12 protein-coding genes are annotated in these 12042 nt (G+C 61.9%); 4 read left to right on the plus strand and 8 right to left on the minus strand.

Features of this window, described 5'->3' with window-relative positions:
- Window positions 1-128: 128 nt before the first annotated feature.
- The 8 genes from RA19_RS21375 to RA19_RS21410 all read right to left on the minus strand — a co-directional run bounded on the left by RA19_RS21375 (window position 129) and on the right by RA19_RS21410 (window position 6648).
- Window positions 129-1628, minus strand: coding sequence for a caspase family protein (locus RA19_RS21375; RefSeq protein ID WP_039166733.1), 1500 nt, complete (start codon window positions 1626-1628; stop codon window positions 129-131).
- 119 nt (window positions 1629-1747) lie between these two features.
- The gene (locus RA19_RS21380) at window positions 1748-2074 is read right to left on the minus strand and encodes a hypothetical protein (protein WP_039166736.1); all 327 of its coding nucleotides are present in this window, start codon (window positions 2072-2074) and stop codon (window positions 1748-1750) included.
- Between the two features lie 2 nt (window positions 2075-2076).
- The gene (locus RA19_RS21385) at window positions 2077-2463 is read right to left on the minus strand and encodes a response regulator (RefSeq protein WP_039135502.1); all 387 of its coding nucleotides are present in this window, start codon (window positions 2461-2463) and stop codon (window positions 2077-2079) included.
- A gap of 39 nt (window positions 2464-2502) precedes the next feature.
- Window positions 2503-3360 (minus strand): CheR family methyltransferase, encoded by an 858-nt coding sequence (locus RA19_RS21390; protein ID WP_039166739.1) that lies wholly within the window; start codon window positions 3358-3360, stop codon window positions 2503-2505.
- Window positions 3357-3839, minus strand: a complete 483-nt coding sequence (locus tag RA19_RS21395; protein WP_039166742.1) for a chemotaxis protein CheW — start codon at window positions 3837-3839, stop codon at window positions 3357-3359. The genes RA19_RS21390 and RA19_RS21395 overlap by 4 nt, the downstream gene beginning before the upstream one ends.
- Entirely contained in the window at window positions 3829-5988 is a 2160-nt protein-coding gene (locus RA19_RS21400) for a chemotaxis protein CheA (protein ID WP_039166743.1), read from the minus strand. Before RA19_RS21400 ends, RA19_RS21395 begins: the two co-directional genes overlap by 11 nt.
- Window position 5989: 1 nt before the next feature.
- Complete coding sequence (locus RA19_RS21405; RefSeq protein WP_019297430.1) at window positions 5990-6364, minus strand: response regulator; 375 nt, start codon at window positions 6362-6364, stop codon at window positions 5990-5992.
- On the minus strand, window positions 6361-6648 hold the full coding sequence (locus tag RA19_RS21410) for an STAS domain-containing protein (RefSeq protein ID WP_039166745.1): 288 nt from the start codon (window positions 6646-6648) through the stop codon (window positions 6361-6363). Before RA19_RS21410 ends, RA19_RS21405 begins: the two co-directional genes overlap by 4 nt.
- Window positions 6649-7072: 424 nt before the next feature.
- Between RA19_RS21410 and RA19_RS21415 the strand changes: the two genes are divergently transcribed.
- The 4 genes from RA19_RS21415 to modA all read left to right on the plus strand — a co-directional run bounded on the left by RA19_RS21415 (window position 7073) and on the right by modA (window position 12037).
- Complete coding sequence (locus RA19_RS21415) at window positions 7073-9436, plus strand: methyl-accepting chemotaxis protein (protein WP_039166747.1); 2364 nt, start codon at window positions 7073-7075, stop codon at window positions 9434-9436.
- 167 nt (window positions 9437-9603) lie between these two features.
- Complete coding sequence (locus RA19_RS21420; RefSeq protein ID WP_052261967.1) at window positions 9604-10548, plus strand: CheB methylesterase domain-containing protein; 945 nt, start codon at window positions 9604-9606, stop codon at window positions 10546-10548.
- 26 nt (window positions 10549-10574) lie between these two features.
- Window positions 10575-11138, plus strand: coding sequence for a chemotaxis protein CheD (locus RA19_RS21425; protein ID WP_039166752.1), 564 nt, complete (start codon window positions 10575-10577; stop codon window positions 11136-11138).
- 113 nt (window positions 11139-11251) lie between these two features.
- Complete coding sequence (gene modA / locus RA19_RS21430; protein WP_052261968.1) at window positions 11252-12037, plus strand: molybdate ABC transporter substrate-binding protein; 786 nt, start codon at window positions 11252-11254, stop codon at window positions 12035-12037.
- The last annotated feature ends 5 nt before the right edge of the window (window positions 12038-12042 follow it).

Raw genomic sequence — 12042 nt, forward strand, 5'->3', positions numbered from 1 at the left:
CCATCGCTGCCACCATCACCGCCGCAGCCGCAGCCGCGCGCGTGGCTATCCACGGGGCTGTTCAAAAAACAAGTGAGGAGTACGAGAAACAAGACACGATGTAACAACATCGGCTTGAAGTAGAGCGGTTACCCTTCCAGTCCATACGCCTTCCGGATACCCCTTTGAGTACCGGGGCCGAAGTCTCCGTCAATCGCACCCGCATAGAAGTTGTTTTCCTTGAGTTTCCGCTGCAGGGCGCGGCGAGTCTCAGAGGTGAACATATTGGGGCGTTCGCTGAGCAGGTTCAGCACGTCGGAGCTGCCGGTGCGTAGGGCGGCATACAGGTAATGTGCAGAATCCTCAGGACCTTTTGATGGAATCAGCCCGTCGTCGATCAGCGCTGCGAAATTGAACTGTGCCTGCGGATGGCGCAGGTCCGCGGCGCGTTCAAAGAACGTCAGGGCTTTTTTGGGGTTGGCAGACAAACCCAATCCGCCCTGGTAATGCAGAAAGCCAAGATCATTGATCGCATCGGCAAAATCCTGTTCGGCAGCTGCGCGGTACAGTTGCAGCGCCTTCGCGGGATCGGCCTCCACGCCGGTGCCGCGTTCGTACAGCTTGGCCAGTTCAAACTGTGCTTCAGGCGAACCGGCATCCGAAGCCCGCTGCAGGAAACTCACCGCCGCCGCAGGATCAAACCGGCCCTCGTTCGGATTGAGCCGGATATAAGCCAGCCCCAGCATCGAGCGGGTGTCGCCGAGCTCAGCCAATGCCAGCAGCTGCTCTTCCTGATCCGGCTTCAGCGCGGCCCAGGCCGCCGAGGCATCTGCCACCGCAACCGGAGCATCATTTTCACCGGGGCCGGCCAGATAGAAGGGAACGCCGGTCAGGGAGCCATAGGTATGCGGTTCCTGCAAGTTGGCGGTGTTTTCCATCACCCGGTCGCGGACCTGCCGGAACAGCAGGCTGATTTCCAGCCCGGGCTGCACCATTTTCTCCATCAGCGCAGTGGCATAGGGGGAGTTGCTGCCGCTGCCGTCCAGCGCCACCTGGCCGTCCTTTGCAGCAAAGGCCACCAGGGTGCCGCGGTCCGGATCGGCCGGCGCCATGCCGCCGCCGCCGCGGGTCGTTGCACTGCTTTGCGTCGTTTCACTGCTGCCCTGGTCAAGGGCAATGGAATCGCCCAGCGGGTTGTCGCGGCAGCTGTCCAGGATCACGATGCGCATTTTGCGCGCCCTGTCGACCGCGCCCAGCAGCTGTTTCAGCGACAGCGACTGGCGCTGCACATCCCGGTTGCTGGCGACCTTGGCGTCGGCGGGGATCAGGAAGTTTTCCCCCTGAACTTCTATGCCGTGGCCGGCAAAATAAACCAGCGCCAGATCGGCGACTTCGGAGCGGAAAGCGAAGTCATCCAGCAGCTGCTCCATTTCGGCAGTGCCCGGATCCAGCGCCAGGCTGACGTCAAAACCGATCCCCTCCAGCGTGTCGGCCATTCCGACCGCATCGTTGCGGGTGTTTTCCAGCGGCGGCAGGTGCTGATACTCTGCCACCCCGATCACCAGAGCGATCCGGTCGCTCGCGGCCTGGGCCGCGGCTGCAAACAGCAGGCAGGCGGTGAAACTCAATGCTTTGAAAAGGAAAGACATGCGGATACCCGGGCTGGCAGTTTCTGCTATGGCCCAATGTAGTCCGCAGCGGCAGCAAAGAAAAAGAAAATTCGCCGCCGTAAACGGCCCCGCCCGGAAGAGGGCAGGGCCAGCAGGTATCAGGTGCCGGCGAGACTGCCCGCAGAGTGCAGCCGCTCGCGCAGCTTTTGCAGTGTCACCCCTGCCGCCGCAGCCGGCAGATCGGCAGGCCCGGATTCATCCACTTGCGCTTGCACGCGCTTGTAGAAACCAGAAAGCCCGGCCAGGGTCTGGATCACCAGATCAAAGTCCTGCAGGGAGCGCAGCTCCTGGCTGGTCGGGGGAGTGCCCCGTTCCAGCACATCAAGAACAACGTCTTCCAAGGCTTGCATCTGGCTGCGCAGCTGCTCCATTTCCCACGCCGAAGCGGCGCACAGTTCACTTAAGGCCTTGCCGGGTCGCTCCATGATTACAGCCGCCCGACGACCTGTTCGATGGCCTGTTTCATCGTAGCCACCGTAAAGGGCTTGCGGACGATGTTGTTGAGGCCAAGCTGTTTGCCGACCTGGATCATTTCAGGAGTCGGCTTGCCGGTCACCAGAATGAAGCCGACCCTCTGGGTTGACTGATTGCCGCGCAGCGCCTGCAGCAGGCCCAGCCCGTCCATGCCTGGCATGTTGTAATCCGACAGCACCATGTGGACCGGTGTTTGGACCAGTTTCTGGTATGCGCCCTGGCCGGAGTTTTCGACCATGTAGTTCTTGATGCCGATCTCATCCAGGCTCTGGGTGATGATTCCGCGGCTTGTCGACATGTCGTCAACAACCATAACGCGGAGAGAGTCTTTCAAGCTCATTTTTCTTTCCTTCTGCTCTGCTTGCAGCCGTGGTCAGGGTTACCTGCCAGCGGGTGAGTTGACATAAGTTGTGATCCCGGCCGTCTTCAGGTGCTGCGATGCCGGGCCTGACATGCGCTCAGAGTGCCCGATGAAGAGATAGCCGCCCGGGTTCAGGGCATTCTGGAAGGCGCTCCAGACTTTCTGCTGGGTGGGATTGTCGAAGTAGATCGCCACATTCCGGCAGAAAATCGCATCGAACCTTCCCTTGAACGGAAACGGCTCGATCAGGTTCAGCACCCCGAAGGTGATCAGGTTGCGCAGGCTGCCAGGCAGGCGCCCTTCGGCATCGCGGGCAGGCACCAGCTTGCGGTATTTGGCGTCGATCTGAGCCAGTTCGTCCTCAGGGTATTTCGCCGCCTGGGCGTGGCGCACGACAACAGGGTCGATGTCCGTGCCCAGGATCTTGAAATCCAGTTTTGCCGCCTCCGGGCACATGTCCAGTACGGTCATGGCGATCGAGTAAGGCTCCTGGCCATTGGAACAGCCTGCCGACCACAGCCGCACCCGGCCGCCGCGCCGCGCCTGTTCGATCAGCGGCGGCAAAACGTCATTGCGCAGCGTCTCAAAGTGATGCGGTTCCCGGAAGAAATGGGTCACGTTTGTGGTCAGCAGCGACAAGAGGCCGCTGCGCTCCTGTTCGGCATTGGGGCCGTCCAGGCAGGCAAGGTATTCCTTGAAGCTGGTGAAGTTCCGCTGCCGCAGCTTGCGCGCCAGGCGGGAGGACACCAGCGGCTTCTTGCTTGCCGCCAGCGCCAGGCCGAAGTGCTTATGCGCGAATTTTGCAATGGCCTCGAATTCCTGATCCGAGAGGGCAAAGCTTTCGGCGTTTGGAGTGATAGACCCTTCTGCGCTCACAGCATCACCTGCTCCGGTGCCGAGATGACCGCATCCAAATTGATGATGCGCACCATGGTGTCATCATGGGAGATGATGCCCTGAATGTACTCCATCGTGTTGCGGCTATCGACCGGCGGGGTTTCCTGGATTTCGTCCGGGTTGATCGAGATAATCTCGGACACCGATTCCGCCAGCAGGCCCACCGGCTTGCCATGCACCGACACGACGATGACCACATTGCGCTCGCTGGCTTCGGTCTGCTGAAGGCCGAAACGGGCGGAGAGATCATAGATCGGGATCACCGCGCCGCGCAGGTTCATGACACCCAGCACATCGGCAGGGGCATGCGGCAGGATGGTGACCGGCGACCAGCGCCGGATTTCCCGGATCTGGGTGATCTTCAGGCAGAACGCCTGGCCGGCGACGGTGAAGCTGACAAACTCGCTGTGTTCAGCGTGCTTCACTTCCTGATCGGTTTGCTTCACTTCAGCTTGCATTGCTCATTCTCCGCTCGGTGTCAAAGGCGGCCGCTGTGGGCGAGGCCGCAATGATGCTTTCAGGGTCCAGGATCATGGCGATCTTGCCATCGCCCAGGATCGTTGCGGCGGCGACGCCGGGGATTTCCCCGCAGACGCCATCCAGGCTTTTGATCACCACCTGTCGCTGGTCGTGGATGTCATCCACAGCCAAGGCGCAGCGCTGGCCGGTCTCGGTTTCCACCAGCAGATAGACGCCGGCCTGCTGATCGCTTTCCCGGTAGAGGCCGAGACCGCCTGCCACGTCGCAGATCGGTACAAAGTTGCCCCTGATCGAAAGCAAGGTGCCATCGGCGCCCAGGCTGTTGATCATGTCGTCGCTGCCGCGCATGGTTTCGACAATCGACGTGATCGGCACAACCATGGTCTGATCCGCAACGGACACAACCATTCCGTCCATGACCGCGAGTGTCAGCGGCAGGATGATGGTAAAGGTCGATCCCTTGCCCGGAGTGGACGAGATGTTGATGCGGCCGCCGAGGCCGGTCACCGCGTTCTTCACAACATCCATCCCCACACCGCGGCCGGAAAGGTTTGAAACCTCCTTGGCGGTGGAGAAACCCGGTGCAAACAGGAGATTGTCGATCTCTGCGTCGGTGAGTTCGGCGTTTTCCGGGATCAGGCCTTTTTCGATTGCGATCTGCTTGACCCGCGGGCGGTTCACACCGGCGCCGTCGTCCTTGATTTCGATGCAGACGCTGCCCGAACGGTGCGAAGCAGAAAGCCGGATTTCACCGATCCTGGATTTTCCAGCTGCTTCCCGGTCCTCGGGTTTTTCGATGCCGTGGTCCACCGCATTACGCAGGATATGCGTCAGCGGATCGGACAGCCGTTCGATCACGGTCTTGTCCACCTCGGTATTTTCACCCTCGTTCACCAGCTTGCAGGTCTTCTCGGTCGCAGCGGACGCCTCACGCACGATCCGCGCCATGCGCTGGAACAGCGGCTTCACTGGCTGCGCGCGGATGGCCATGACGCCTTCCTGAATATCGCGGGCCAGGTTTTTGAAGCCTTCCAGCTCGGTCTCGACGTCCCGGGTATCGGAGACGTTGAGATTGGCAATCTGCTGAGCCAGCATCGAATGGTTGATGATGAGCTCCCCGACAGCATTGATTAGCCGGTCCACCCGCTCGAGCTCGACACGGAGCGTGGGCTTGGGACCGCTGCGCTGCTCCTGCTTGCCGCTCTCGGCTTTCGGGGCCGATGCCTTGTCTTCGGCGGCTGCCGGCTTGGCTTCGGGTTCGGGCGCGGGGGCCGGCGGCTCAAAAGGGGCTGAAGCAGAATCCGCTGCGGTGTCCGGAGCCGGGTCCGGCAGCGCTGCCTCAACCGGCGGTGCACTGAACATGGCATCCAGCGCGGCCAGGGCGTTTGCCTCGGCTTCAGCATCGCCGTCGCCGTCGATCGACAGCTCGCACAGGCCTTCTACAAATTCGAAGACGGCCTCGACGATTGAGCGGGGTTCCTTGGTGACCAGCACCAGATCCCAGGCCAGATAGCTGTCGGACACATCCATCGAGTCAAAGCCCGGAAGCTCGTTCTCGTCGAGGGTCACCGTCAGCTCGCCCATGTCCTTGAGCGCCTGGAACAGGAAGAAAGGCTCATTGCCGGTGCCGTACATCTCCTTGAGAGGATGGAAACGGATCCGGTAGGTTTCTTCTTGCGGAACAATGACTTCCGGCGCCGCGGCAGGCCCGCCGAGTCCCATCGGCTCGAAGGTGAGGTCTTCCTCCTCTTCGGGGATGTACTCATCAAGCGCCGCCAGCAGCGTGTCGTGATGCGCTTCGTCCACCTCGCCGCCGTCGCGGGCCACCTCGACCAGAGCGGACAGGTGGTCGCTGGAGCGCAGCAGCAGCTGGATCAGCTTCGGGTCCAGATCCAGCCGGTTGGAGCGCACTTCGTCAAACACGGTTTCGAACCGGTGCGCAAATGCCACCAGGTCATCGAGGCCAAAAGCCCCGGCGCCGCCTTTGATCGAGTGCACGGCGCGGAAGATCGCATTGACAACCTCGGGGTCGTGATCGCCTCCTTCGATAGCGGTCAGCCCCTCATCCGTTGCTTCGAGGAGCTCTTCGCACTCCTCAAAGAAGGTATCCTGTATCGAACCCGACATCTTAGGCCGCGGCTCCTGTCACCCGCTTCAGCGCAAAGATCAGCGAAGCGTCGTCAAACGGTTTGGTGATCCAGCCGGTAGCGCCGGCGCCGCGGGCGCGGGCCTTCAGCTCCGGCGCGCTTTCGGTGGTCAGCACCAGGATCGGCACCTTGGAGTTGATGCCGGTGCCGCGCAGCTCTTCGATCACGCCGAAACCGTCGAGGTTGGGCATGTTGATATCGGTGATCACCACGTCCGGGTCCACGTCCGGGTACATGTCCACCCCTTCGCGGCCGTCCACGGCGCAGTGGTATTCAAATCCGGCCTCTTCCAGGGTTGCGGCCAGAAGATTCCTGATCGTGCGGGAATCGTCGATTGCCAGAACTTTGGTTTTCATGCTGTTTCCTCGTCTTCAAAACGGTTGGGCTCCAGCCCCAGAAGCGTCAGGGACTTGCGGCAGGATTCGGTGATATTGGTGACTGAGAAGCCTACCCCCTCGGACCGCCACTGCTGCTCTGCGCCAAGCAGAAGCTGCAGGCAGCGCGAAGGCATCAGGGCAACGCCGCCGCAGTCGATTTCAACTGCTTGAGAACGCGCGCCCTGCAGGAAGGCGATCAGCGGATCCAGTTCCGCGAAGGCGTTTGGCAGATCCAAGTTATGCTTTTGCGTTTCCGTTGTCATTTTCGGCGATTCGCACCCCCGTTGTCGGCGATCAGTTCGAGTTCGATGAGGCAAGTCTTAGGCGCCGGGCCTTAATATTTGATTGCTGCCGGGCTGGCTGAGACGGGGATTCATAAGGAGAGCTGCCGTAAATACGCCGGGCAATTCGCGTCAATTTTTACCGGTCCGCTGCGGGTGGGAGAATCACTGCCGGGGCCGGATATGCGGCTTTGCTGGCGTATGCCGCAAACCGGGCACAGCCTGCGCGTGCATCTTTACAGTGGCTTTACGAACTGACGCGGGAGCGCACCGGAAACCACCGGTTTTTTGCAGCAAAACAAGGCAAACGGGGCCGCCTGTAAGCGGCAAATTAAGAACTGCGCCGCATTCTGAGCGGCACATCTACTTGCGGCAGCCTAGGCCGCAATACTCTTAGGAGGACGGAATGAAAGCGCTTAAATCGCTCAAACTGGCTTATAAGCTGCCGTTGTTCGTTGTTGGGTTTGTTGTGCTGGTGACGGCGATTCTCGTCACTATCAGCACGATCAGCTTTCAGCGCAGCGCAGCAGACAATGCCCAAGACCAGCTGCGTTCCATGGTGGCGGACCGGAAACTTTCGGTGCAGACACTGCTGGACGGTATTCACGCGGACGTGCAGACCCTGGCGGCGGTGCCGTCATCTGCGACGGCGATCGAATGGCTGACGATGACCTGGAACGATCTGGACGGCAATCCGGGTCAAGTGCTGCGGCAGGCTTATATCGATAACAACCCGCACCCGCTCGGGCAGAAGCATCTGCTGGCGAGAGGCGAGGGGGATTCGCCGTATCATATGCATCACGAAAGCTTTCATCCGGCCTATAAGACTCTGATTGAGAGCAAGGGCTATTATGATGCTTTCCTGATCAACCTGGCCGGCGACATTGTCTATTCGGTGTTCAAGGAAAGCGATTTTGGCACCAATATGATGTCCGGCCCGTTCAAGGATTCCGGCCTGGCCAAAGTGTACCGGGCCGCCCTGGAAGGCCGCCGCGGCGAAGTTTTCTTTGCCGATATGGAGCCCTACGCGCCGAGCGCGGGTGCCGCGGCAGCCTTTGCTGCAGCCCCGGTTGTGAACGACGCCAATCTGACCGTCGGCGTGCTGGCAGTGCAGATTCCGGTCGATCTGCTCGGCACCATCGTCAACAACGAGCAGGGCATGGGCAAGTCTACCCAGATCTACCTGGCGGGCGCGGATATGAAAGCCCGGACCGGGTCCCGGTTCGAAGGCGGCTTCGAAGTTCTGTCGCAGCTGCCCTCTACCCGGCAGGTGACGGAAGCCTTTGATGGAAATTCGCATGTTCAAACCGGCGTGCCTGGTCTGGATGGGCATCCGGTGCTTGCTTATTCCGAGCCGCTGCCGCTTGCCTTTGCGGACTGGGTGATCATTGCCGAGCAGGATCTGGCCGAGCTGATGGCCCCGGCGGTCAAGAAGCGCAACATGCTGCTTGCGGTCTCACTGATCTGTGCCGGCGGCATTTCTTTCTTCGGTTGGCTGTTTGCCCGCTCCATCACCCGGCCGATCGACCGGATCTGCGAGAACATGGAGGCCGTTGCGGAGGGCAATCTGGAAACTGAAATCGAGGCAGCCGCCCGCACGGATGAAATCGGCAAGATCGGCAAGACCCTGGTGTCAATGCAGGAAGATCTGAAGCAGGCCCGCGCCTCGGAGGAGGAACGCGCTGAAATGCAGCAGCAGCAGCAGCAGGTGGTCGAAAACCTGAGTGCCGGCTTGATGCAGCTCGCTAATGGCGATTTCTCACAGCCGATCAAGGGGCCGTTCCCGCAGGAATACGAGCAGCTGCGGGAGAACTTCAACAGCACTGTCAGCAATCTCAGCTCGACTGTGCAGCAAGTGATCGAGGCGTCGGGAAGTATCCGGAACGGCGCGGCCGAGATCAGCCAGGCTTCCGACGATCTGTCGAACCGCACCGAAAGCCAGGCGGCCACGCTGGAAGAGACGGCAGCGGCGCTGGATGAGCTGACGGCCTCGGTGAAATCCGCGGCTGAGGGCGCCCGCAGCGTCGAAAGCACCATGGCCGAGGCGCGCACCCAGGCGGAAAACAACCGCGAGGTGGTGCAAAGCGCGGTCTCGGCGATGACCGAGATCGAGCAGAGCTCGAACCACATCAGCCAGATCATCAGCGTGATCGACGACATCGCCTTCCAGACCAACCTCTTGGCGCTCAATGCCGGCGTCGAGGCGGCGCGGGCGGGCGAGGCCGGCAAGGGCTTTGCAGTGGTCGCCAGCGAAGTGCGCGCCCTGGCGCAGCGCTCCTCTGATGCGGCGATGGAGATCAAGACGCTGATCGGCGACAGCTCGAAACAAGTGGAGCGCGGCGTTGATCTGGTCGGCAAGGCCGGCGAAGCGCTGCAGAGCATCGTCGAGCAGGTCACCCATATCTCGCAGCTGGTCTCCGGCATCGCCGAGGGTGCGGCTGAGCAGTCGACCGGGCTGAACGAGATCAACACCGGGGTGACGCAGCTGGACCAGGTCACGCAGCAGAACGCGGCGATGGTGGAACAGGCCACCGCGGCGGGGCACATGCTGAACTCGGATGCGGGCAAGCTGTCAGAGCTGGTGGCGCATTTCCGGGTGGCCGGCGGCAGCCCGGCGGCACGTCCGGCAGCCGCGGCGCCCAAGCCCGCGGCCAAGCCTGCGCCCTCGGCGCATGGCGAGGAAGATTGGGCGATCGAGGCCAGCCCGGCCCTGGCCCCGGCTGTCAGCGGCGGTGGCAACGCAGCCCGCGACCTCTGGCAGGACTTTTAAACACTCACCGGAGGCGCCGCCGCAATCGGCAGCGGCGCCTTCAGACTATGGCAACCTGTGCCTGCAATACTCGGGGCACTGCAAATTGACTGGGGAAACCATTGTCTTCGCGAAACTTATTGATAATCACCACGGATCGCAGCTTTGCCCGCACTCTGCAAAGCTATATGGAGTCGGCCTATCCGGGCATGAAAGTGTTTTTGGCCAACAATCTGATGATGGCCTACAATCAGGCCGAGGCCGCGCAGCCGGTGTTTGCCTTTGTCGAGGACGGCTTCACCAAACTGCCTGAATTCGAAATGATGATGGCGCTGTTTTCGGCAATGGACACCCGCTGGGTCTCTGTCATGGACCGGCAGGGGGCGACCCCGGCGCGGAAATCATCGCCGCTGCTGGATGTCGGTGCGGGCATTTTCGAGCTGACCAAAGCCGACCATCCCAGCCAGTTCGCCCAATATTTCGACATGATGGTCAAGGCGCCGCGGCGCAGTGCCCGGAGTGCACCCCGCGCTGCTAACGGCCGCCCCGCAGCGGCGGCAGGCGGAAACCGCAAGCTGATACTGATCGGCTCGTCAACCGGCGGTGTGGAGGCCCTGCGCAGCATTCTGGTGGGCTTTCCATTTGATTGCCCTCCGACCTTGATCGTGCAGCATACCGGCAAGAACTTCGGCTCCGGCCTGGTGTCGCTGCTGGACCGGATCTGCCCGGCGCGGGTGCGCGCGGCGGAAGACGGAATCTCCCTGGAGCCGGGCCACGTTTACATTGCGGCAGGCCAGCGCCGCCACATGGGGCTGAGCAGCCGCAAGCCGCTGCGCCTGCGGATGAAGGAGGGCCCGGATATTTCCGGCCATACGCCGTCTGTTGACGCTCTGTTCACTTCTGCTGTGCCATATGGAAAGGACGTTGTTGCCACCATCCTGACCGGCATGGGCCAGGACGGCGCCCGGGGGCTTCTGGAACTGCGCAAGGCCGGAGCCAAGACCTTTTCCCAGGATGAGAAATCCTCGGTGGTCTACGGGATGCCCAGGGTGGCTTGGGACATTGGCGCCTCGCAGCAGCAGGTGCCGCTGGCCCGGATGGCGGGCACGCTACTACAGGCCAGCAAGGCCTGAACTCATTGCAGGAAGGGACCACAGCCTTGACCACAGTTTTCGCAAACTCGAAATCCGTAACGGTTCTGCAAGGGGAATACCGGGTGACTACGGATCCGAAGATCGTGTTCTCCACGGTGCTGGGCTCGTGCATTGCGGCTTGCATTTATGATCCCGAAAATGGTGTCGGCGGGATGAATCATTTCCTGCTGGCCAACGCCCGCCAGGGGGGCGCGGCCAACGCCCGCTACGGCATTCACGCCATGGAACTGCTGATCAATGGGATCATGAAGAAAGGCGCCATCCGCTCCAATCTGAAAGCCAAAGTGTTCGGGGGCGCCAAAATGTCGGCAAACCTGTCGGATATCGGCGCGGCCAATGCGGATTTTGTGCAGCGGTTCCTGCGCGATGAGGGGATCCCTTGCGTGTCCTCCAGCGTCGGCGGCACCTCGGCGCGGCGGGTGCGGTTTCACCCCTGTTCCGGCGCTGCCCAGCAGACCCATGTGAAGGATGACCGCAAGCTCGGCGAACTGGAGCAGCGCGCGGCAACGCGCCCGGCTCCAGCACCGGCTCCGGCGCCCGAAGGCGCAGGCGCAGTCACGCTGTTCTGAGATCTGCGGCCCGGCTGCGCACCCGCGCACGGAAACTGCGCGGAGCGCCTGGCCGGGCGGGCGGCAAATACTGTTTGCCCGCGCCGGCTGGCAGGGGTAGTCCCTTAGGGGCTATGATCTTCAACCGGGCATCGACATATGTTTCATGGATCGCGGCGGCCGTTTTGGCCGCGGTCTTGTTTCCGGGGCCCGCTGCAGGGCAGGCCCGGATTACGGTATTTGCGGCTGCCAGCACCAAAACCGCGCTGGATGAAGCCGCTGCGGCGTTCCAGCAGGAAACCGGCAATCAGGTTGTTGTCTCTTATGCAGGGTCTGCGGCCCTGGCGCGCCAGATTCAGCTGGGGGCGCCAGCAGATGTCTTCATCTCTGCCAATCCCGGCTGGATGGATGTGCTGCAGCAAGAGGGGCTGGTCGATTCGGACACACGGTTCGATTTTCTGACCAACCGCCTGGTTCTCGTTGCCCATGGCCGCGACGCGGCTTCTGTGGTGCTGGAAACAGCTGATTTGGCGGGGCTGCTGGGCGAAGGCCGCCTGGCGATGGCGCTGGTGGATGCGGTTCCTGCCGGGATCTATGGCAAGGCGGCGCTAACGGCATTGGGGCATTGGCCCGAAGTTGTGCCGAAAGTAGCGCAGGCGGCAAATGTCAGGGCGGCGCTGGCGCTGGTGGTGTCTGGCGAGGCTCCGCTTGGGGTGGTTTATGCAACTGATGCGGCGGCGGCCGGCGATGTATCGGTGATTGCGGTGTTTCCGGAGGCAAGCCATCCTCCGATCATCTACCCTGCGGCGGCGGTGGCAGGGACCGCCGGGGAAGAGACCCGGGCGTTCCTGGCCTATTTACGCAGCGCGGCCGCCCGGAGTGTTTTCGAAGGCCACGGCTTTGGGGCGGAGGCAGATTGAGCGGA

This window comes from Leisingera sp. ANG-M1, assembly GCF_000813745.1.
Taxonomy (GTDB): domain Bacteria; phylum Pseudomonadota; class Alphaproteobacteria; order Rhodobacterales; family Rhodobacteraceae; genus Leisingera.

Bases quoted from the DNA above. Each gene is read 5' to 3' on its own strand.
- RA19_RS21375 (WP_039166733.1), bottom strand. From the start codon at position 1,628: ATGTCTTTCCTTTTCAAAGCATTGAGTTTCACCGCCTGCCTGCTGTTT.
- RA19_RS21380 (WP_039166736.1), bottom strand. From the start codon at position 2,074: ATGGAGCGACCCGGCAAGGCCTTAAGTGAACTGTGCGCCGCTTCGGCG.
- RA19_RS21385 (WP_039135502.1), bottom strand. From the start codon at position 2,463: ATGAGCTTGAAAGACTCTCTCCGCGTTATGGTTGTTGACGACATGTCG.
- RA19_RS21395 (WP_039166742.1), bottom strand. From the start codon at position 3,839: ATGCAAGCTGAAGTGAAGCAAACCGATCAGGAAGTGAAGCACGCTGAA.
- RA19_RS21400 (WP_039166743.1), bottom strand. From the start codon at position 5,988: ATGTCGGGTTCGATACAGGATACCTTCTTTGAGGAGTGCGAAGAGCTC.
- RA19_RS21405 (WP_019297430.1), bottom strand. From the start codon at position 6,364: ATGAAAACCAAAGTTCTGGCAATCGACGATTCCCGCACGATCAGGAAT.
- RA19_RS21410 (WP_039166745.1), bottom strand. From the start codon at position 6,648: ATGACAACGGAAACGCAAAAGCATAACTTGGATCTGCCAAACGCCTTC.
- RA19_RS21415 (WP_039166747.1), top strand. From the start codon at position 7,073: ATGAAAGCGCTTAAATCGCTCAAACTGGCTTATAAGCTGCCGTTGTTC.
- RA19_RS21420 (WP_052261967.1), top strand. From the start codon at position 9,604: ATGGAGTCGGCCTATCCGGGCATGAAAGTGTTTTTGGCCAACAATCTG.
- modA (WP_052261968.1), top strand. From the start codon at position 11,252: ATGATCTTCAACCGGGCATCGACATATGTTTCATGGATCGCGGCGGCC.